This window comes from Streptomyces sp. NPDC097129 (assembly GCF_055668065.1).
In genome coordinates this window covers 356,666-377,268 of the sequence record NZ_JBVOQE010000003.1, presented here as the reverse complement: position 1 = coordinate 377,268, position 20,603 = coordinate 356,666, and the positions used below count along the sequence as shown (strand labels likewise).

The 20,603-nt window shown below is 73.1% G+C and carries 15 protein-coding genes; 9 read left to right on the top strand and 6 right to left on the bottom strand.

The features are described 5' to 3' along the window. The first annotated feature begins 252 nt into the window (after positions 1-252). The 3 genes from AC0B9F_RS12380 (at position 253) to AC0B9F_RS12370 (ending at position 2,476) form a co-directional block, all read left to right on the top strand. Entirely contained in the window at positions 253-900 is a 648-nt protein-coding gene (locus AC0B9F_RS12380; RefSeq protein WP_472001591.1) for an HD domain-containing protein, read from the top strand. Beyond that, positions 888-1,874, top strand: coding sequence for a GlxA family transcriptional regulator (locus tag AC0B9F_RS12375; RefSeq protein WP_472001589.1), 987 nt, complete (start codon positions 888-890; stop codon positions 1,872-1,874). Before AC0B9F_RS12380 ends, AC0B9F_RS12375 begins: the two co-directional genes overlap by 13 nt. Before the next feature lie 188 nt (positions 1,875-2,062). Continuing rightward, positions 2,063-2,476, top strand: a complete 414-nt coding sequence (locus AC0B9F_RS12370) for a hypothetical protein (RefSeq protein ID WP_472001587.1) — start codon at positions 2,063-2,065, stop codon at positions 2,474-2,476. A 34-nt stretch (positions 2,477-2,510) separates the two neighbouring features. Here AC0B9F_RS12370 and AC0B9F_RS12365 read toward each other — a convergent pair whose 3' ends face one another. Beyond that, complete coding sequence (locus AC0B9F_RS12365; RefSeq protein WP_472001585.1) at positions 2,511-2,843, bottom strand: hypothetical protein; 333 nt, start codon at positions 2,841-2,843, stop codon at positions 2,511-2,513. A gap of 221 nt (positions 2,844-3,064) precedes the next feature. Here AC0B9F_RS12365 and AC0B9F_RS12360 point away from each other — a divergent pair, with 221 nt between their 5' ends. Continuing rightward, positions 3,065-5,743 (top strand): LuxR C-terminal-related transcriptional regulator, encoded by a 2,679-nt coding sequence (locus tag AC0B9F_RS12360; protein ID WP_472001584.1) that lies wholly within the window; start codon positions 3,065-3,067, stop codon positions 5,741-5,743. Between the two features lie 13 nt (positions 5,744-5,756). On the opposite strand, the gene AC0B9F_RS12355 is transcribed toward AC0B9F_RS12360, so the two are convergent. Together AC0B9F_RS12355 and AC0B9F_RS12350 are read right to left on the bottom strand one after the other, a co-directional pair. Continuing rightward, positions 5,757-7,235, bottom strand: a complete 1,479-nt coding sequence (locus tag AC0B9F_RS12355; RefSeq protein ID WP_472001583.1) for a glutamate-cysteine ligase family protein — start codon at positions 7,233-7,235, stop codon at positions 5,757-5,759. 197 nt (positions 7,236-7,432) lie between these two features. Next, positions 7,433-8,452 (bottom strand): bile acid:sodium symporter family protein, encoded by a 1,020-nt coding sequence (locus AC0B9F_RS12350; protein WP_472001581.1) that lies wholly within the window; start codon positions 8,450-8,452, stop codon positions 7,433-7,435. Positions 8,453-8,614: 162 nt separating this feature from the next. Between AC0B9F_RS12350 and AC0B9F_RS12345 the strand changes: the two genes are divergently transcribed. Further along, complete coding sequence (locus tag AC0B9F_RS12345) at positions 8,615-8,776, top strand: hypothetical protein (RefSeq protein ID WP_472001579.1); 162 nt, start codon at positions 8,615-8,617, stop codon at positions 8,774-8,776. A gap of 103 nt (positions 8,777-8,879) precedes the next feature. Here the strand turns inward: AC0B9F_RS12345 and AC0B9F_RS12340 are convergent, their stop codons facing one another. Further along, positions 8,880-9,251 (bottom strand): hypothetical protein, encoded by a 372-nt coding sequence (locus AC0B9F_RS12340; protein WP_472001577.1) that lies wholly within the window; start codon positions 9,249-9,251, stop codon positions 8,880-8,882. Further along, positions 9,248-10,987, bottom strand: a complete 1,740-nt coding sequence (ctaD, locus tag AC0B9F_RS12335; RefSeq protein ID WP_472001575.1) for an aa3-type cytochrome oxidase subunit I — start codon at positions 10,985-10,987, stop codon at positions 9,248-9,250. Before ctaD ends, AC0B9F_RS12340 begins: the two co-directional genes overlap by 4 nt. A gap of 179 nt (positions 10,988-11,166) precedes the next feature. Here ctaD and AC0B9F_RS12330 point away from each other — a divergent pair, with 179 nt between their 5' ends. Both AC0B9F_RS12330 and AC0B9F_RS12325 read left to right on the top strand, forming a co-directional pair. Beyond that, entirely contained in the window at positions 11,167-11,367 is a 201-nt protein-coding gene (locus AC0B9F_RS12330; RefSeq protein WP_472001573.1) for a hypothetical protein, read from the top strand. Further along, on the top strand, positions 11,364-12,101 hold the full coding sequence (locus AC0B9F_RS12325; protein WP_472001571.1) for a flavodoxin family protein: 738 nt from the start codon (positions 11,364-11,366) through the stop codon (positions 12,099-12,101). Before AC0B9F_RS12330 ends, AC0B9F_RS12325 begins: the two co-directional genes overlap by 4 nt. A 24-nt stretch (positions 12,102-12,125) precedes the next feature. On the opposite strand, the gene AC0B9F_RS12320 is transcribed toward AC0B9F_RS12325, so the two are convergent. Continuing rightward, positions 12,126-13,184 (bottom strand): PucR family transcriptional regulator, encoded by a 1,059-nt coding sequence (locus AC0B9F_RS12320; protein WP_472001569.1) that lies wholly within the window; start codon positions 13,182-13,184, stop codon positions 12,126-12,128. Positions 13,185-13,629: 445 nt separating this feature from the next. Between AC0B9F_RS12320 and AC0B9F_RS12315 the strand changes: the two genes are divergently transcribed. Then, positions 13,630-15,663, top strand: coding sequence for a flotillin family protein (locus tag AC0B9F_RS12315; RefSeq protein ID WP_472001568.1), 2,034 nt, complete (start codon positions 13,630-13,632; stop codon positions 15,661-15,663). Between the two features lie 77 nt (positions 15,664-15,740). Then, the gene (locus AC0B9F_RS12310; protein ID WP_472001566.1) at positions 15,741-20,588 is read left to right on the top strand and encodes a DNA repair ATPase; all 4,848 of its coding nucleotides are present in this window, start codon (positions 15,741-15,743) and stop codon (positions 20,586-20,588) included. The last annotated feature ends 15 nt before the right edge of the window (positions 20,589-20,603 follow it).

Below are 20,603 nucleotides of genomic sequence, written 5' to 3'. Positions count from 1 at the left end.
GCGTGTGCCCCCGCTGCGCCTCCGCGGCAGGACGGCGCGACCCCGACACCCGCCGCGCCTGGCGACGCACCAACGCCCGCCCCTGGCGCGCGGGGGACCGCCGCACAGGCACGACTCCGGCCCGCCGGTGTCCGTATCTGTGGGATAGATGTCCGCACGGACATGGCGGGCGCCCTTCCTCGCGAAGAACACTGGTGGGGCGCCGCAGAACCCGGCGCCGCAGCGGAACGAGGAAGAGGTGGCGCGCACGCCATGACCATGGACACGACTCTCGCGGCCGGCATTCAGGTCCCCGACAGCAAGGTGGCCCGGGAAGCCACGGAACTGGTCCGGGACACCACCAGCGAGCTGATCTACCACCACTCGCGCCGGGTGTACTTCTTCGGCGGCCTCCAGGGCCGCCACCGCGGCCTGGCATTCGACCCGGAACTGCTGTACGTCGGCGCCATGTTCCACGACCTCGGCCTGGGCGAGCGGTTCCGTTCCAGCGGACGCCGCTTCGAGGTCGACAGCGCCGACGAGGCGCGGCGGTTCCTGCGGGCGCACGGCGTGCCGGAGGACGGTGTGCGGCGCGTGTGGACGGCCATCGCCCTGCACACCACGCCCGGCATCCCCGCGTTCATGGAGCCGGAGGTCGCGCTCGTCACCGCGGGCGTCGAGTACGACGTCCTGGGGATCGGCTATGCCGACGTCTCCGACGCCGACCGCCGGGACGTCGTCGCCCTGCACCCCCGCCCCGACTTCAAGCGGCGCATCCTCACCGCCTTCACCGACGGCGTCCGCTCCAGGCCGGAGACCACGTTCGGCAACGTCAAGGCCGACGTACTGGAACACTGCGTGCCCGGCTTCCGGCGCGGGAACTTCGTGCGCACCGTCCTGGACTCGCCGTGGGCGGAGTAGCACCTGCGGCAACCGGTGACGTCGTCGTGATCGTGGCCTTCGACCAGGTGCAACTCCTGGACGTGGCCGGGCCGATCGAGGTGTTCACGACGGCCAACCGCTACGGTGCCCGCTACGACGTACGGGTCGTCTCCCCGGACGGCCGCGACGTGGTCACGTCCAGCGGACTGCGGATCGGCGTCGACGCCTGCGCGCAGCGGGCGCCCGCAGCCCCGCACACGCTGGTCGTCCCGGGGCGCAGGGACTGGCGGCGCGCCACGTCCGAGCCCGGGCTCGTCGCGCTCGTGGCCGGCCTCGCCGCCCGGACGCGCAGGGTGACCTCGGTGTGCGCGGGTGCGTTCGTGCTGGCGCACACCGGGGCGCTGGACGGACGGCGCGCCACCACGCACTGGGAACTGGCCCCGCAGTTGGCCTCCGCCTATCCCGAGGTGCGGGTGGAACCGGACCTGGTGTTCGTGCGCGACGAGCACCTCGTCACGTCGGCGGGAGTCACCGCGGGGATCGATCTGGCGCTCGCCCTGGTCGAGGAGGACCACGGCGCCGACGTCGCCCGGGACGTGGCACGACAACTGGTCGTCTTCATGGCGCGTCCCGGGGGTCAGTCCCAGTTCAGCGTCCGCACGACCGCACCGAGCCGCCATCCGGTGGTACGCCGCGTGATGGACGGGATCACCGCGGACCTGTCGGTCCCGGCGGGCATCGACGCGCTCGCCGCGGATGCCGGCGTCAGCGTCCGGCACCTGACACGCCTGTTCCGTCAGGAGACGGGCATGGCGCCCGGGCAGTACGTCGACGCCGTCCGCTTGGAGGCCGCCAAAGCCCTGCTGTCGTCGGGCACCGCTTCGGTCGAGGAGGTCGCCCGGCAAGCCGGTTTCGGCTCCTCGGAGTCCATGCGGCGCCTGTTCCAGAACACCCTGGGCGTGTCTCCCACGGTGTACCGGGCCCGCTTCCGCACCACGGCCGCGAGCGTCTGACTCCGCGGGCGCTGACGTACCTCTCGCGGCCCGCTGTACCAGCTACCGTGCCATGACTCCCCGCCCATCACTCCAACGAGTGAATTACAGGAAGGATTTCCGGACGTCTCCTCGCCTGTCCGATGTGCTGAGCCGCGGGGGGTCCGCACCGGACGGGGCCGCCCGACAAGGCAGGGGGAGTGGGGCGTATGCGTCTCATCGTGTGGTGTGCCTGGGTGCTGACGGCCCTTCTGGGCGGCTATCTCGCCACGGTGTGGATCCGCCACGGCGGTCTGCGCCAGCGCACGCCGGGCGTGACCCGGCTGCCGCTGTGGCTGGTGCTCGGGCACGTCGCGCTCGCGGTGGCGGGACTCGCCGCGTGGACCGCGTATCTGCTGGGCGGGATGCGCGGTTCGGCGTGGGCGGCCTGCGCGGTCGTCCTCATCGTCGCCGCCTTCGGGTTCATGATGCTGCTGCGCTGGCTGCCCAGCTCCGGCCGGCACTCGAACGCCGGCGGCGCCACCGCCGAGCGGCACTTCCCGCTGACCGCCGTCGTCGCCCACGGCGCCAGCGCCGGCGCCACCGTGCTGCTCGTGATCCTCGTCGTCGTGCAGAAGGCGTGACCCGGGGCACCCGGCGCGCCGCGCGCGCCGCGGGTCACACGCCCGGCGTGCGCTGCGCCGGCGCGCCCGCCCGCGGCCGGGAGCGGGTGAACCAGCCGTGGACGGCGTCCCACGCGTGCGCTCGGGCGGCCTCCCAGTCCGGCTCCCACCCGGGGCGCACCGCGCGCGCCCCCCAACCGTCCGGCCGGCGGCGTGGCACGTCGAGCCCGGCCGCGTGGGCGGCGAGCGCGGCGTCGCACACCTCGCGGGCGATCCGCACGGCTTCCCGGCCGCTGTCCGCGTGGCCGGTGAAGACATAGCTGCCCCGCCGGTCGGGCTGGGCCGGGTGCGTGATCGGGACGTCGACCTGGAAGAACGGCTTGGCCACCACGTCCACCTTCCTGTGTCGGTCGGTCGGTGTGACGAACGTATGGGCGATCCGCCGTGCCTGCCATCCGGGGGCCGGGCCCTACGTATACGCAATTAACCCGCTGTGTGCGCCGCGGCCCCGGTCGATCCCCGCAGACGTCTTTTGTTCCGGCCCGCCCCGGACGCAGAATCGTCGTTCGAAGGCTGGCAGATCCGGGGGCCGACGGCTGGAGCAATGTGGTGGCGCTTGGTGACGCTCCGTGGACACGCAGACTGCGGGGGACGCTGGACGGCGAGGCCGGCCGGCCGGTGCTCGTACTGGTGGAGGGCCCCGCGGGCTTCGGCAAGAGCCGTCTCGTCCAGTGCCTGACCACCGCCCCCTGGGCGGCCCGAACGCCCCGTGAGGTGTGGGTGTGCGGAACGGGCGAGCCCCCCGCGCCGCCCGCCGGGGACGGACCGCTGCTGCTCGTCGCCGAAGACCTGCACCGGGCGGGGGAGCGGGACGTGGCATGGCTGCGCGCCGTACTGGAGGAGGCACGCCCGGGACTGGCGGCCGTGGTCACCTACCGGCCCGAGGAACTGCCCGAGCCGGGACTGCCGCTGGGCCCGCCGCCCCCGCACTACCCGTCCGAGCTGTCCGTGCGCAGACACCGCCTGCGGGCGTGGACCGCCGAGGAGGTGCGCCGGTTCGCCGCCGAGGCCCTCGGCAGACGGTGCACGCCCGAGGCGGCCGGGCGGCTGCACGAGCGGTCCGCGGGCGTGCCGCAGGTCGTCGCCGACCTGGTGGAGGCGGTGCGGGACTGCCCCGACCCCCCGTGGTACACCCCCGCCGACGTGGACGCTGCCGGAGTCCCGGTCCGGCTGGCCGACCTCGTATTGGGCCGCACCGCCGCCCTCCCGGAACACCACCGGCCCGTCGTGTGGGCGGCCGCCGTACTGGAGCGGCCCGCCACCGACGCCGAGCTGACCGCCGTGGCGGCCCTCGGTGAGCAGGAGGGCCGCACGGCCCTCGGCGCCGCGCTGGCGTCCGGGCTGCTGGTGGAGGCCGCCGACGGCCGTTACCGGCTGATCTGCCCGCTCGCCGCCCAGGCCCTGCACCAGGTGCTGCCCGGCCCGCTCCGCACGCACCTGCACGGGCGGGCCGCGGACGCGCTCGGCGCCCGTCAGCCGGCCTGCTGGCCGGAACTGGCCCGCCACCGCCGTGCCGCCGGCCGTGTCCGCAGCTGGCTCCGGGCCGTGGAACGGGCCGCGGACGAGGCCCACGCCCTCGGGGAGAGCGCCCGCTACCAGGAGGCCATCGGGCTGCTGGAGCAGGCGATGGCCTCCCCGCTCGTCTCCCCGCACATCCGGGCCAGGCTGGCGCCCGTGCTGGCCCGCAGCGCCGTCGACGGACTGCGCTCCGACCAGACCGTCGAGGCCCTCCAGCGGGTGGTCCGCGACGACACCCTGCCGGCCGCGGTGCGCGGCGAGATCCGCCTGGACCTCGGGCTGCTCATGGTCAACCAGGTCGGCGGGGAGGACGGCCGCGCCGTGCTGGAACAGGCCGCGGCGGAACTGCGCGAGGAACGTCCCGCCCTCGCCGCGCGGGCCATGTGCGCGCTCGCCTCACCGCGCTGGCCCGGCACCGGCGCCGAGGTGCACGAGAAGTGGCTGCGGGCGGCCGGCCGGGCCGCGGCCGACAGCGGCGACGAGGCCGCCCGGGCGGCCGTGGCCACGGCCCGGGTCACCCTCGCCACCATGCGGGGCGACCCGCGGGGCTGGGCGCTGCTCGAGGACCTGCCCACCACGAGCACGGACGCCCAGGCGCGCCGGCACGCCGCCCGCGGGCTGTGCAACGCCGCCGACGCGGCCGTCTGGCTCGGCCAGTACGAGCGGGCCGAGAAACTCCTCGCCGAAGGCGTCGAACTCTCCGTGACCAGCGGCTCGCCGTTCACCGAGCACACGGCGCTCGGGGCCCGCCTCACGCTCGACTGGATGCGGGGGCGCTGGCAGGGGCTCGCGGAGCGGTGCGAGACGTTCGTGGCCGCCACCTTCGACATGCCGCTCATCTCCAGCGACGGACGGCTCGTCCTGGGCCTCCTGGCGCTGGCCCAGGGGGAGTGGGGGCGGGCGGTGTCCTGGCTGTCGGGCGAGCGCGGCACGCCGCCGGAGTACGTCTCGCCGAGCCAGGCCGCCACCATGTCCGGTGCGCTGATCCGCCGCGAACTGGCCCGCGCCGAGGTGGCGAACGCGGCCGCCGAGGCGCGCACGGCCTGGGAGAAGGTCGCCCGCAAGGGCATCTGGGCCTGGGCCGCCGAACTGGCCCCCTGGGCGGTCGAGGCGACGGCCCGCGCGGGCCGCGTGCCCGAGGCCCGGTCCATGGTCGGCGCCTTCGCCGAGGGGCTCGACGGCGTCGACGCGCCCGGCGCCCGCGCCGCGCTGACCTGGACGCGGGCCGTGCTCGCCGAGACCACCGGCGAGGCTGCCGAGGCGGCAGCGCTCTACCGCCAGGCCTCGGCGGCCTACGCCGCGCTGGGCCGGCCGTATGCGCGGGCGCTGACCACCGAAGGCGCCGGACGCTGCGCGCTGAACGCCCGCGACGGCGAGCGCCCCGACGTAACCGGCGCCGAACTGGCCTCCTGCGTCGAGCAGTTCACGCGTCTCGGGGCCTCCTGGGACGCCGCCCGCACCCGCGCCCTGCTGCGCGTCCACGGCCCCGCACCCGAACGCCGCCCGAACGGCCGCCCCGCCTACGGCGACCAGCTCTCCCCGAGGGAGCGGGAGGTGGCGCAGCTGGCCGGCTCCGGACTGACCAACCGGGAGATCGCCGCCACCCTGCACCTGTCGCCCCGCACGGTGGAACAGCACGTCGCCCGCGCCATGCGGAAACTGAACCTCACCTCACGGCAGCAACTGGCCGAACCGGGCGACGGCATGTGACGGCCGCGAGGCGTCAGTCGACCGGCCAGGTGTGGACGGGGGCGTTGAGATGCATGTAGTCGATGTACTGCTGCGTCATGCGCCGCAGGATCTCGTGGCGGCCCGTGTGGGACAGGGCGTCGAGGTGGTGGAACATCTCCGTCTGCCACACCGCTCCGTTGCGCGCGGTCACACACCGCTGCTCGATGATGCCGAGCAGCGGCTCCCGCCACGCGTCGTCCATCCCGGAACGCTCCAGCCCCCGGTGCGCCATCGGCAGCAGCCGCCGCAGCACCAGTTCGGGCACGGGCACCTCGCCCATGCCCGGCCAGTACAGGCGCGCCTCGATGCCGTCCCGGGCCGCGGTGTGCAGGTTGTCCTTCGCGGCGGAGAACGACATCCGCGACCACAGCGGGCGTTCCTCCTCGACGAGCGCGCGGGTCAGGCCGTAGTAGAAGGCGCCGTTGGCCAGGGTGTCGGCGACGGTCGGGCCGGCCGGCAGGACGCGGTTCTCCACCCGCAGGTGCGGCTTGTCGTGGGCGATGGCGTAGACGGGCCGGTTCCAGCGGTAGATCGTGCCGTTGTGCAGGGTCAGCTCGGCCAGGTGCGGGATGTCCCCGCGTTCGAGCGTCTCGGCCGGGTCCTGCTCGTCGCACAGGGGCAGCAGCGCGGGGAAGTAGCGCAGGTTCTCCTCGAACAGGTCGAAGACGCTGGTGATCCAGCGTTCCCCGAACCACACCCGGGGCCGCACCCCCTGCACCTTGATCTCCTGCGGGCGGGTGTCGGTGGCCTGCTCGAACAGCGGGACGCGCGTCTCGTGCCACAGTTCCCGGTCGAACAGGAACGGCGCGTTGGCGGCCAGCGCGATCTGGACGCCGGCGATGGCCTGGGCGGCGTTCCAGTAGCCGGGGAAGTCCTGCGGGGAGACCTGCAGGTGGAACTGGGTGCTGGTGCAGGCGGCCTCGGGAGTGATCGTGTCCGCGTAGGTGCGCAGCCGGTCGACGCCGCCGATCTCGATGTGCAGGTCCTCGCCGCGGGCGGCGAAGATCTGGTCGTTGAGCAGGCGGTAGCGCGGGTTCTCCGACAGCGCGGCCGCGCCGACGTCCCGCTGCCGCAGCGTGGGCAGGATGCCGATCATGATCAGGTGGGCGCCGACCGACCGGGCCCGGTGCTCGGCGTGGTTGAGCGCGGCCCGGATCTCCGTCTCCCAGGCGTCGGGACCGCCCTCGGTGAGCCTGCGCGGCGGAATGTTGATCTCCAGATTGAACCGGCCCAGCTCCGTCGACCAGGCCGGATCGGCGATGGCCTCCAGCACGTCGCTGTTGCGCATGGCCGGCTCGGCCCGCTCGTCCACCAGGTTCAGTTCGATCTCCAGACCGACCTGGGGCCGTTCGGCGTCGAACCGCGCCTCCCGCAGCATCTGCGCGAGGACGTCGAGGCACTGCTGCATCTTGCTCCGGTACCGGCGCCGGTCCTCACGCGTGAAGACCAGCGCCGGGACGTCGCGTCCCATGGGACCTCCCGGTCGCGCCCGACTGCGCTGCCGTTCACCCCAGAATCGCACCGCGGGCCGAGGGCGACCAAACGGGACGACGGCGTGCGCACCGCAGCGGGCCGAGTACCCCCTGGGGCCGTGCCGCCCCCACCGCCCGCCGGCCGGGCGGGCCGGCGCACGGGCCGGCGGCCCGCGTCACGCGTCGGCGGCCCGCCTCACACGTCGGCTGCGCCCGGCCGGCCCGGCGCGCGCCGCGCCATCCAGGCGGCCACGAGCGAGCCGGAGACGTTGTGCCACACGGAGAACACGGCGGCCGGCAGCGCGGCGAGCGGCGTGAAGTGCGCGGTGGCCAGGGAGGCGGCGAGGCCGGAGTTCTGCATGCCGACCTCGAAGGCCATCGCGCGGGAGGCTGGCCGGCCCAGGCGGGCGAGCTGGCCGCACCCGTAGCCGAGGGCCAGCCCGCAGCCGTTGTGCAGCACGACCGCCGCCAGCACGGTCAGCGCGGCGGACCTCAGCGCGTCGGCGCTGCCCGCGACCACCACCGCGACGATCACCGCGATCGCCAGGGACGACAGCCACGGCATCGCGCCCAGGACGCGCTCGATCCGCCGCCCGGCGACCAGCCGCACCACGAGCCCGGCGAGGACGGGCAGCAGCACCGTCTTGAGGATGTCGGTCACCATCGATCCCGCGTCGACGGGCAGGTACCGGCCCGCGAGCAGCAGCGTCAGCGGCGGGGTGAGCAGCGGCGCCAGGACGGTCGAGACGGTGGCCACGGACACGGACAGCGCGACGTCGCCCCGGGCCAGGTAGGTGACGACGTTGGAGGCGGTGCCGCTGGGCGCGCAGCCGACCAGGATCACCCCGGCCGCGAGCGAGGGCGGCAGGTGCAGCAGATGCGCGATGAGCCAGCCGAGCCCCGGCATGATCACGTAGTGGGCCACGAGACCGAGGAGCACCACCCACGGCCGCCGGGACACGCCCTTGAAGTCCTCCAGGGACAGGGTGAGCCCCATGCAGAACATGACCACGCCGAGCAGATACGGCACCCAGGGGCCGTAGCCGGTGAACGTGCCGGGGGAGGCGAGGCCGAAGGCGCCCGCCGCGACGACGAGGAGGGGGAAGACGGTGACGGCTCGCCGGGCGGCGCGGTCCGCGGGGCCGGAGCCGGAGCCGGGGCCGGTCGTCTGCGCCGCCGGGCCGGCGGTCGTGGTCGGGGTGTCGGGGCTCTGCATGGGAAATATGTATAGGCCACGCATCCCGGTCGGCAACGCCGTCTCGCGATCCGGGCCCGCGCGGCCGCCCGCGCGCGGTCATCAACGATGCTCGCGGCGACCGGGAGGGGACGGCAGGACGATGTACGGGGCCGATGTTCGGGGTGTGCTCACCGCGCGAGGGTGGGTGATTTCTACGAGCGGATCGTGGACGTCGAGGTGAGCGCCGAGGATGCTGGCCCGCTCGCCGGGCGGACCTGCTGGCCCCCGCTCGCCGCCCGCTTCCTGGAGGAGTTCAGCCGACAGCTCGGGCACCGTGTCGCCCACCACATGGGCAAGTTCTGAACCGTCCGTCAGAACCGCATACGCCGCGGGCGCGGCCCGGACGAGGGCCGGCCCGTGTGACGCGGGCGCCGCCCGGCCGGCCATGCCCCCGTGCGGTGGTCCGTCAGCGCGCCACCGTGGACACCACGGCGCCGACGCCCGTCGCGCAGGCCAGGACGGCCGACCCCAGGACGGCGTGCCAGGTCAGCAGGCGCTGCCGCAGATGGGCGTAGCGGGCCTCGTACTCGCGGCGCAGTTCGCCGGCCCGGCGCAGCGTGAGACGCAGTCGCTCGCGGGTGAGCTCGATGTGCTGTTCGGCATAGAGCCGAGCCACCTCCTCGGCCTGCGCGGTGGTCAGCCACGGCAGGCCGGTGCAGAAGGCCTCCGCCGCCCGCCACGCCTGTTCCCGGTCGGCCTCGGCGAGGAGGTAGCCCTCGACCTCGGCGGCCAGCGCCGCTCCCTGCTGTTCGGCGAGGGAGCGGGCCGGGTCCGTCATCGCCGCTCGCCTTCGTGCCCGGCGGCGTCGATGGCGTCGCGCCGGCCGGTGAGCTCCTTCTGGTCCAGCTCGGAGATCTCCGGGTGGTGCAGGTCGAACGCCGGCGACTCGCTGCGGATCCGCGGCAGGGTGAGGAAGTTGTGGCGCGGCGGCGGGCAGGAGGTGGCCCACTCCAGGGAACGGCCGTAGCCCCACGGGTCGTCGACACCGACGTGCTCGCCGTGCTTCGACGTCTTCCACACGTTGTACAGGAACGGCAGCATGGACAGGCCGAGCACGAAGGACGCGATCGTGGAGACCGTGTTCAGGGCGGTGAAGCCGTCCGCGGCCAGATAGTCGGCGTACCGGCGCGGCATGCCCTCCGCGCCCAGCCAGTGCTGGACCAGGAACGTGCCGTGGAAGCCGACGAACAGCAGCCAGAACGTCATCTTGCCGAGACGCTCGTCGAGCATCTTGCCGGTGAACTTCGGCCACCAGAAGTGGAAGCCGGCGAACATCGCGAAGACGACCGTGCCGAAGACGACGTAATGGAAGTGCGCCACCACGAAGTAGGAGTCCGAGACGTGGAAGTCCAACGGCGGCGCGGCCAGGATGATGCCGGTCAGACCGCCGAAGAGGAAGGTGACGAGGAAGCCGGTGGCCCACAGCATCGGTGTCTCGAAGGACAGCGCGCCCTTCCACATCGTGCCGATCCAGTTGAAGAACTTCACCCCGGTCGGGACCGCGATCAGGAAGGTCATGAAGGAGAAGAACGGCAGCAGCACGCCCTGGGTGACGTACATGTGGTGCGCCCACACCGTCGCGGACAGACCCGCGATGGAGATGGTCGCGGCCACCAGACCCATGTAACCGAAGACCGGCTTGCGGGAGAACACCGGGATGATCTCGGTGATGATGCCGAAGAACGGCAGCGCGATGATGTACACCTCTGGATGGCCGAAGAACCAGAAGAGGTGTTGCCACAGCAGTGCGCCGCCGTTGGCCGGATCGTAGACATGGGCGCCGAACTTGCGGTCCGCCTCCAGGGCGAACAGCGCGGCCGCGAGGACCGGGAAGGCCAGCAGGACCAGGACACCGGTCAGCAGCACGTTCCACACGAAGATCGGCATGCGGAACATCGTCATGCCCGGAGCGCGCATGCAGATGATCGTGGTGATGAAGTTGACCGAGCCGAGGATGGTGCCGAAGCCGGAGAAGGCCAGACCCATGATCCACATGTCGGCGCCGATGCCCGGCGTACGGATCGCGTCCGACAGCGGCGTGTACGCGAACCAGCCGAAGTCGGCCGCGCCCTGCGGGGTGAGGAAGCCGCCCACCGCGATCAGCGAGCCGAACAGGTACAGCCAGTACGCGAACATGTTGAGCCGGGGGAAGGCGACATCCGGCGCACCGATCTGCAGCGGCATGATCCAGTTGGTGAAGCCGGCGAACAGCGGCGTCGCGAACATCAGCAGCATGATCGTGCCGTGCATCGTGAACGCCTGGTTGAACTGCTCGTTCGACACGATCTGCAGACCCGGGCGGGCCAGCTCGGCGCGCATGATCAGCGCCATGACGCCGCCGATCAGGAAGAAGGCGAACGACGTCGACAGGTACAGCGTGCCGATCGTCTTGTGGTCCGTGGTCGTCAGCCACTTCACCACCACATTGCCGGGACGCTTGCGCCGAAGGGGCAGTTCGTCCTGGTAATACGCCTCTTCGGCTGGGGAACCTGGGGGTTCGTTGAGGATGCTCACAAGCTGTGTCTCTCTCGAAAGACCGGCTTCGCCACGTCAGTCCGGCCATCCTTGCCGGACGCCGACCGGGGCGTCGCCCGGAAGCAGCGACACGCGGCTGTTCACGTGACGATCGCACACGAATGGAGCAGCGGACGGCGCGGCGGCGGCGAGCAATCCGCACAGCACCGACGAGGGCCATGACATGGGCCGCGCGGGTGACATCCCGGCCCGGCTGCACCGCCACCGCCGGCTGCACCGCCACCGCCGCCTGCGCGGGCACCGGCCATCCGGACGACGTGCGGTGGCAGTCCACCCGGCCGGCCCGCAAGCTGGAGCCCTTCCCGCACGCACTCGCCGCGCCCCTCGCGTCGCGGAACCGCTCCTGGAGGACCGTGTGACCGCTGCGCCGCCCGCCGGCGACCCACCCCCGGCCCGGTACGACGACCTGCGCGCGTTGGTGATCAACTGCACCCTCAAGCGCTCCCCGGAGACCAGCAACACCCAAGGGCTCATCGACCGCAGCCGCGCCGTCATGGACGCCCAGGGAGTGCGGGTCGACGTCGTCCGCGCGGTGGACCACGACATCGCCACCGGAGTGTGGCCGGACATGAGGGAACACGGCTGGCAGACGGACGCCTGGCCGGAGCTGTACGAACAGGTCATGGCGTCCGACATCCTCGTCCTCGCCGGTCCCATCTGGCTGGGCGACAACAGCTCGGTGATGAAGCGGGTGATCGAACGCCTCTACGCCTGCTCCAGCCTGCTCAACGACTCCGGACAGTACGCCTACTACGGCCGCGTCGGCGGCTGCCTCATCACCGGCAACGAGGACGGCGTGAAGCACTGCGCCATGAACGTCCTCTACAGCCTCCAGCACCTGGGCTACACCATCCCGCCCCAGGCCGACGCCGGATGGATCGGCGAAGCGGGCCCCGGGCCCTCCTACCTCGACCCCGGGTCGGGCGGTCCGGAGAACGACTTCACCAACCGCAACACCACGTTCATGACGTGGAACCTGCTGCACCTGGCGCGGGCGCTGAAGGACCTCGGAGGCATTCCCGCATACGGCAACCAGCGCACCGCCTGGGACGCCGGCTGCCGCCGGGACTACGACAACCCCGAGCACCGTTAGGGCGGACCGCTCGGCGAAGGGACGTCACAGCTCCCGCGCCGGCCAGTCCAGCAGGCGGGCGCCGATGACGGCGGTCTGCAGCTTGTAACGGTGGGCCGGGTCGGCGGGATCGGCGCCGGTGAGTTTGTGGATGCGCTCCAGGCGGTACGTCATGGCGCGCACGCTGAGGGAGAGCCGGCGGGCGGCCTCGGCGGCGACACACCCCGCGTCGAAGTAGACCGTCAGCGTCTGCAGCAACGGCTCCGCCCCGCCGCGCGCCGTGGTGAGCGGCCCCAGGGCGCTGAGGACCAGGTCGGCCATGGCCTGCCGGTCGCGGGTCAGGACGGGATAGACGAGCAGGTCGGTGGCGTACAGGACCGGGTCGTCCAGTTCCAGCCGCTCGGCCATCTCCAGGCAGTTGAGGGCCTCTTCGTAGGAGTGGACGACCCCGCCCGGCCCCGGCTGGGCGCGGCCGACGGCCACCCTTCCGCCGTCGGTCGCGGCGTGCGCCTGCTTGGCGAAGTGGGCGAGGACCTCCTCCTGCTGGCCGGGGGCGATGCACAGCAGCCGGCCGTCCTTGGTGGTGATCAGGATGCTCCGGTCGCCGAAGCGGGAGATGAGCGCCCGCTCCACCCGGCGCGGCACGGGATCGCCCTCCTCGTACGCGGTCGGCGACTGCGCGACGGCGACCGCGTAGGTGTGGGACAGCAGCAGACCGAAGCGTTCGGCGCGCTCGGCGAGACGCCCCAGGTCGCTGCGGCCGTAGAGCAGGTCGTCGATGAACTCCCTGCGCGATGCAGCTTCCTGACGCACCGCCAGGCGCTGCGCGCGCTCGTAGCCCTCGGCGAAGGCGTCGACGATCTGCTGCACGGCGGCCAGCGCGTCCACCGCCGAGCCGGCGGCGCGCGGCCAGGCGGCCCGGGCCGCGCAGAAGTGGGCATGGACCAGGGCGCGCAGGCCGTGTCCGGCCTCCGCGGCCTGCTCGCCGAGCGAGCGGCGGGAGGCGACCTCCTCGCGGGTGAGCCGCCGGCCGGTGGCCGCGACGTCGGCCAGTATCCGCGCACAGCCGTCGAGGTACTGCTCGGGTATGTCGTCCCGGTCCATCAAGGCGCCTCCCCCCGCTTTTGATGTGCCGGTGACGGATTCTCAGCGGTTCTCCGGCACGCAGACCCTAGTGAACACTGCCGGACACCGGCAATGCGGGGGCGCGGTCCGGGCGGGCACCATGTCGCCCAGGGGAGCACTGCGGTGGTCGCGGTGCCGGACACCGGCAGGTGTCCGGCACCGCACCGCTGACACGCCACGGGCATGTCACCGGCGGTGCGTTGTCCGGATGGGCGTGAACGGGGGAGGGGCCGACGGATGCGGACGGACTTGCACGCGGCGGTCCCGGACGAACCGGGCCACGCCCACCCGGCGACGGTCGCCCGCCCGGCCTCACGCGCGCCCTCGCCGTCGCCCGCTCCGCCCTGCCGGGCCTGCGTCGCCCCGGGCCCGGCTCCCGCCCCGCTCGCCACCTTCTGACCTCTCACGCCCAAGGACGTATGCCATGTCTGCCATCGGCGTGCTCGCCGCCGTCCTCGTCCTCGTCGTCGCCGCCCTGCTGTTCGCCTTCTCCCGGCTGTTCCGCAAGGTCGAGCAGGGCAAGGCGCTGATCGTGTCCAAGACCCGCAGGGTCGACGTGTCCTTCACCGGGCAGGTCGTGCTGCCGGTGCTGCACAAGGCCGAGGTGATGGACATCTCGGTGAAGGCCATCGAGATCACCCGGGCCGGCAAGGACGGGCTGATCTGCAAGGACAACATCCGCGCCGACATCCGTATCTCGTTCTTCGTCAAGGTCAACAAGACCGTGGACGACGTCATCAAGGTCGCCCAGGCCGTCGGCACCGCCCGCGCGAGCGACCAGCGCACGCTGCAGGAGCTGTTCCACGCGAAGTTCTCCGAGGCGCTGAAGACCGTCGGCAAGCAACTGGACTTCACCGACCTGTACACCAAGCGCGAGGAGCTGCGGTACCGGATCATCGAGGTGATCGGCGTCGACCTCAACGGCTACCACCTCGAGGACGCGGCGATCGACTACCTGGAGCAGACGCCGGTCGGCCAGCTCGACCCGGCCAACGTCCTGGACGCCCAGGGCATCCGCAAGATCACCGAGCTGACGGCCGTCGAGCACGTGCGCACCAACGAGGCCCGGCGCGGCGAGGAGATGGAGATCACCCGGCAGAACGTCGACGCGCGCGAGGCGGTGCTGGAAATGGAACGCCGCCAGGCCGATGCCGAGATCCGGCAGCGGCGGGAGATCGAGACGTCCCGGGCCCGTGAGGAGGCCGAGACCGCGCGGGTGATGGAGGAGGAGCGGCTGCGGGCCCAGTCCGCCTTCCTGCGCACGGAGGAACAGCTCGGCGTCCAGCGGGAGAACCAGGCGCGCGAGGTCGCCGTCGCCGCGAAGAACCGCGAGCGGGTCATCGCCGTCGAGAACGAGCGCATCGAGAAGGACCGGATGCTCGAGGTCATCGCGCGGGAGCGGGAGACGCAGCTGACGAAGATCTCCGCAGAGAAGGAGGTCGAGGCGGAGAAGCGGGACATCGCCGAGGTCGTCCGCGAGCGGGTCGCCGTCGACCGCACGGTCGCCGAGCAGGAGGAGTCCATCAAGAAGCTGCGCGCGGTGGAGCAGGCCGAGCGCGAGCGCCAGGCCGTGATCATCGCCGCCGAGGCGCAGGCCCAGGAGAAGCTGGTCAAGGACATCAAGGCGGCCGAGGCCGCCGAGCAGGCCGCGGTCCACCGGGCCGCGCAGGAACTCACGCTCGCCGAGGCCCGGTTGAAGACGGCCGACCTGGACGCGCAGGCCAAGGTGCGGCTGGCGCAGGGCGTCCAGGCCGAAGCCGCGGCCGAGGGGCTGGCCGCCGTCCAGGTCCGCGACAAGGAGGCCGAGGTCATCGAGAAGGCCGGCCGGGCCGAGGCGGAGGCGACTCAGGCGCGGATGCGGGCCGAGGCGGAGGGCGCCCGGGCCAAGGCGCTCGCGGAGGCGGAGGCCATCGGCGCGAAGCTCAAGGAAGAGGCGGCCGGCCTCACCGACAAGGCGGCGGCGATGGCGGCGCTCGACGAGGCCTCCCGCGGCCACGAGGAGTACCGGCTGCGGCTGCAGGCCGAGAAGGAGATCCGGCTCGCCGGTCTCGACGTGCAGCGGCAGGTCGCCGAGGCGCAGGCCACCATCCTGGCGACCGGGCTGGAGAACGCCGACATCGACATCGTCGGCGGCGAGTCGGTCTTCTTCGACCGCCTGCTGTCCTCGATCTCGCTCGGCAAGAGCATCGACGGGTTCGTCCAGCACTCCGGCACCGCGCAGGCGCTGGCGAAGCCGTGGCTGGACGGGTCGTCGCCCTTCACCGACGACCTCACCCGGATCCTCGGTTCCGTCTCGGCCGCCGATGTGCAGCACCTGACGGTCTCGGCCCTGCTGATGCGGCTCATCAACGCCGGCGGACCGAACGCCGACCAGGTGCGCCGGCTCCTGGACCGGGCCGGGGAACTGGGCCTCGCCGACACCCCCGTGACCGCCCTGAACGGCGCCGGCCGGGCCTGACGACCAGCGGTGCGGGAGCTGCCGCGCAGGGGACGGCAGCTCCCGCACCGCCACCTTCTCGAAAGGGACCGTGATCCGTGGCAACCGGCCTGGACACCCAGACGTACGACGCCCCCGACGCCGGCACCTACGAGGTGCTGCGGGACCGGCTCGCCGTACAGGCCGCCGAACTGGCGCGCCGGGCCGAGGCGTTGAACGCGCTCCGCAGCGAACAGTTCGGCTCGGTGCGGCTGGAGCTGACCCGCACGCGGCACCTGCGCACCGAGCGTGCCGTCGTGCCCCGCGACCTCGTGTCCGTCGGCGACCGCCTGCTCGTCGGCCACGACGGCGGCGCCACTCAGGAGCCGGGCGCGGGGGACGTGTTCGCGCTGTACGACCGCGACCTGAACCGGCTGCCCGCCGACCAGGTGCCCGGCCTGCTCGACGACCCCGGCGCCGTTCGGGAACTCACCGCCCTGTTCCGCTACTACCGGCAGGCCAGGCTGCTGACGCTGCGCCGGCGCGACGGCAGGCTCCTGGCCGTCTTCCAGACCGGTGAGAAGACCGGCGACATCCGGGTGCTGCGGTGGGCGGCCGGCGACGACGGGTGGGTGTCCTTCCTCGACGCACGCGGCGAGCGCGACGACGTCCTGCCGCCCGCCCACGACATCACCTGGACCGAGACCACCCGTGAGGACCACGTCCTCGGCGCCCGTCCGCACGTCCGGGTGCCCGGTGACCTCCTCGTCACCACGGTCGGCGGCTTCCTCACCGTCACCGCCGAGAGCGGGGAGGAACTGTTCCGCGAGCCGGTCGACGAGCCGCTCCAGTCGCTCGCCGACGCCACCGTCGCGCACGCGCGCGTGGGCGCGCTGCTCCTGCTGCGCGTCCGCCCCTACAAGGAGGACGGCCACCGCCATCTCGTCGTCAACACCCTCACCCGTGACGTCGTCCGCCTCGACGGCATCGGGCAGTCCTGCCGGCGCCTTCCCGAGGACCAGGGAATCGTCTTCCCCGGCGGCTACTGCGTGGCCACCGGCGCGCACAAGAGGTTCGAACTCGACACGAGCGGCCTGGAGTTCGAACGCGAGGTGCGCTCCCCGTACGGGGAGGACGTGCTGTACGCGTTCCACGCGCGTGCCGAGGGACGCAGCCTGCTGCTGTCGTACAACACCATCCGCAAGGAGATGGCCGCCCCGCTCACCTGCCGCGGCTGGACCCTGTTCGGCGACGGCACGCTGACCGTGCTGCGCGCGGAGGGCGACGAACCGGCGCACGTGCACCCCCTCCAGATGTGGGCCTCGCCGTACGTGTCCGACACGTACGCCGCCGAGCGCCCGGTGGGGGAGGGGCCGCTGGCCCGGGTGGGCAACGCCGACCTCGTGCGCGGTGTGTCCGGCTGTCTGTCGCTGACCCGGGCGGTCGCCGAGACGACCCCGACGAGCGCGGTGTACGAGGCGCTGGTCGCCGACTGCGTCCGGCTCGCCGACGCGCACCACTGGCTGGACGAGGAGGACCTCGGCGATCTGCGCACCCCGCTGGAGGCGGTCCGCGCCACGGCCGAACAGATGCTGGCCGAGTTCGTCACCGTGCGGACGCTGACCCGGCAGGCCGCCGACGCGCTGGAGGAGGGCGCCGGCCGGCTCGCGGCGGTGGTGCGCAGACTGCGCGGCGAGCAGCCCCGCGACGCCGTCGCCTGGGTGGACGGGCTGACGGAACTGCGGCAGGCGCACGGACACCTGCTGACGCTCAAGGACCTGCGGTACGCGGACGCGGCCCGCATCGACGAGCTGGCCGCCGAGGCGGAGAGCGACCTCGGCTCCTTCGCGCACCGCGCCGTCGCCCACCTGGCCCGCGCGGACGCCTTCGCCGCCCACCGCGCCGAGGTGGAGCAGCTCGCCGCCGACGCCGAGTCGATCGACGGCCTGGCGCAGGCGGCTCCCGTCCGCGACCGTCTCGACATCCTCACCGGCCGGCTCCGCACGGTCACCGAGGTGGTCTCGGGCCTGGACACGGGTGACGCCGCGGTACGCACCGCCGTGCTGCGGCACATCGGGGAGGTCCTCGGCGGCGTCAACCGCGCCCGCGCCCTTCTCGACGCCCGCTGCCGCACGCTGCGCGACAGCGAGGGGCGCGCGGAGTTCGCCGCTGAGCTGACCCTGCTCGGCCAGACCGTGGCCGGCGCCCTCGCGGCGGGGCAGAGCCCCGAGGAGTGCGACGCGCGGCTGGCCTTCGTCCTCACCCAGCTGGAGAACCTGGAGTCCCGTTTCACGGACTTCGACGACCTTCTCGACGACCTCGCCGGCCGGCGCGCCGAGATCCACGAGGCGTTCACCGCCCGTAAACAGTCCCTTCTGGACGCCCGCGCACGCCGCACCGAGCAGCTGGCGGTCTCCGCAGGCCGCGTCCTCGCGACCGTCGCCCGGCGCGCGGCCGCGCTCGCCGACGCCGACGCGGTCAGCACCTTCTTCGCCTCCGACCCGATGGCCGGCAAGGTCCGCCGCACCATCGAGGAGCTGCGCGAACTCGGCGACGCGGTACGGGCGGAGGAACTTCAGGGCCGGCTGAAGGCCGCCCGCCAGGAAGCGGCCCGCGCGGTGCGCGACCGCAGCGACCTGTACGCCGACGAGGGCCGCACCCTGCGCCTGGGAGCACACCGGTTCGCCGTCACCACCCAGCCCCTCGACCTGACCCTGGTCCCGCACTGCGACGGCCTGGCCTTCGCGCTCACCGGCACCGACTACCGCGCCCCCGTCACCGACCCGGACTTCGCCGCCACCCGCCCCCACTGGGACCGGCACCTGCCCTCCGAGTCGCCCGGCGTCTACCGCGCCGAACACCTCGCCGCCCGCCTGCTGCGCGACCACGGCCCGGCCGCCCTCGCCACCGCCGACCTGGCCGCCCTCGTGCGCACGGCCGCCGAGGAGGCGTACGACGAGGGGCATGAGCGCGGCATCCACGACCATGACGCGACGGTGATCCTGACCGCCCTGCTGCCGCTGTACGAGCAGGCGGGCGTGGAGCGGTACGAGAGCTCCGCACGTGCCGGGGCCCAGCTGTTCTGGGCGCACGGCACGACGGCCGGGCAGCGGACGGCCTGGACCCGGCGGGCGGTCTCCCTGGCCCGAGCCCGCACCACCTTCGGACCCCCTGCGGCGATCGAGGAGCTGCGCGCGGAACTGGCGACGGCGATCACCGTCTGGTCCGGCGCGAGCGACTGCGCGGCGGCCGCCGCGTACCTCTTCGAGGAACTGACGACCGGACCCGACGGCTTCGTCCTCAGCGCCGCGACCCGGACCCTGTTGGACAAGTTCCGTGAAGCGGTGGGTGACGCGGCCTACGACGACGACCTCGCCGCCCTCGACGACCTGGCCGCCCGCCGTCAGCTCGCCCACGCCTGGCTGTCGGCGTACGTCTCCGCCACCGGCGCCGACGCCGGCCCCGGGGACCTGGCGGAGGCGGTGGCGGCGGAGCTGTGCCCGCAGCTGCCGCGCCACACGTCGGACGCGGTACTGGAGACGTCCGTCGGGGGGCTGCTCGGCACGCACCCGCGCATCCGGGGCGGCCGGCTCCTGCTGCGGCTCGACGAGTTCCTGGCCCGTACGCGCCGGTTCGCCGACGAGGACGCCCCGGCGTACCGCGCCTACCAGCGCAGGCGCACCGCCCTGGTGGCGGCCGAGCGGACCCGGCTGCGGCTCGACGAGCACCGGCCGCGCTCCCTGTCCGCGTTCGTGCGCAACCGCCTCATCGACGAGGTGTACCTGCCGCTCGTCGGCGACAGCCTGGCCCGGCAACTCTCCACCGTCGGCGAGACGCGGCGCACCGACACCGGCGGGCTCCTGCTGCTGCTCTCCCCGCCCGGCTACGGCAAGACGACGTTGATGGAGTACGTCGCCGACCGGCTCGGGCTGATGACGGTGAAGGTCAGCGGCCCGGCGCTCGGCCGCACCGTCACCTCGCTCGATCCCGCCGAGGCACCGGACGCCGGTGCGCGACAGGAGGTCGAGAAGATCAACTTCGCGCTGGCGGCGGGCAACAACACGCTCCTGTATCTCGACGACATCCAGCACACGTCGCCGGAACTGCTGCAGAAGTTCATCCCCTTGTGCGACACCACCCGCCGCATGGACGGCGTGCGGGACGGCCGGCCGCACACGTTCGACCTGCGCGGCAAGCGCTTCGCCGTCTGCATGGCGGGAAACCCCTGCACGGAGTCCGGCGCCCGCTTCCAGGTCCCCGACATGCTCGCCAACCGCGCCGACGTGTGGAACCTCGGAGAGGTCCTCACCGGCAAGCAGGACGTCTTCGCGCTCAGCTTCCTGGAGAACTCCCTCACCGCCAACCCCGTGCTCGCCCCGCTCGCCGGGCGCGAGCGCGGCGACCTCGAACTGCTCATCCGGCTGGCGGAGAACGACCCCGCGGCGCGGGCCGACCGGCTCCTCCACCCGTACGCGCCGGCCGAGACGGACGAGATCGTCGCCGTGCTGCGGCACCTGTTGCGCGTGCGCGAGACGGTGCTGGCCGTCAACGCCGCGTACATCGCCTCCGCGGCGCAGTCGGACGCGACGCGCACCGAACCGCCGTTCCGCCTCCAGGGCTCGTACCGCACGATGAACAAGATCGCCCAGCGGGTCCGGCCGGTGATGAACGCCGCGGAGGTCGACGCCCTTCTCGACGACCACTTCACCGCCGAGGCCCAGACCCTGACCTCGGCGGCGGAGGCCAACCTGCTCAAACTGGCCGAACTGCGCGGCACGCAGACGCCGGAGCAGGCCGCGCGCTGGGCGGAAGTCAAGCGCGCCTACGTCCGGACGCAGACCCTCGGCGGACCGGGGGAGGACCCGCTGGTCCGCGCGATCGCCGCGCTGGGCCTGCTCGCGGACCGGGTGGCGGCGGTGGAGACGGCCATCAACCGCGCGGCCGATCCCCGCGGCAGCCACTTTTGAACATGTTCAATTCAG

Coding starts and splice junctions, on each gene's coding strand:
- AC0B9F_RS12380 (WP_472001591.1), top strand. CDS start 253: ATGACCATGGACACGACTCTCGCGGCCGGCATTCAGGTCCCCGACAGC.
- AC0B9F_RS12370 (WP_472001587.1), top strand. CDS start 2,063: ATGCGTCTCATCGTGTGGTGTGCCTGGGTGCTGACGGCCCTTCTGGGC.
- AC0B9F_RS12355 (WP_472001583.1), bottom strand. CDS start 7,235: ATGGGACGCGACGTCCCGGCGCTGGTCTTCACGCGTGAGGACCGGCGC.
- AC0B9F_RS12350 (WP_472001581.1), bottom strand. CDS start 8,452: ATGCAGAGCCCCGACACCCCGACCACGACCGCCGGCCCGGCGGCGCAG.
- AC0B9F_RS12340 (WP_472001577.1), bottom strand. CDS start 9,251: ATGACGGACCCGGCCCGCTCCCTCGCCGAACAGCAGGGAGCGGCGCTG.
- AC0B9F_RS12330 (WP_472001573.1), top strand. CDS start 11,167: ATGACATGGGCCGCGCGGGTGACATCCCGGCCCGGCTGCACCGCCACC.
- AC0B9F_RS12320 (WP_472001569.1), bottom strand. CDS start 13,184: ATGGACCGGGACGACATACCCGAGCAGTACCTCGACGGCTGTGCGCGG.
- AC0B9F_RS12315 (WP_472001568.1), top strand. CDS start 13,630: ATGTCTGCCATCGGCGTGCTCGCCGCCGTCCTCGTCCTCGTCGTCGCC.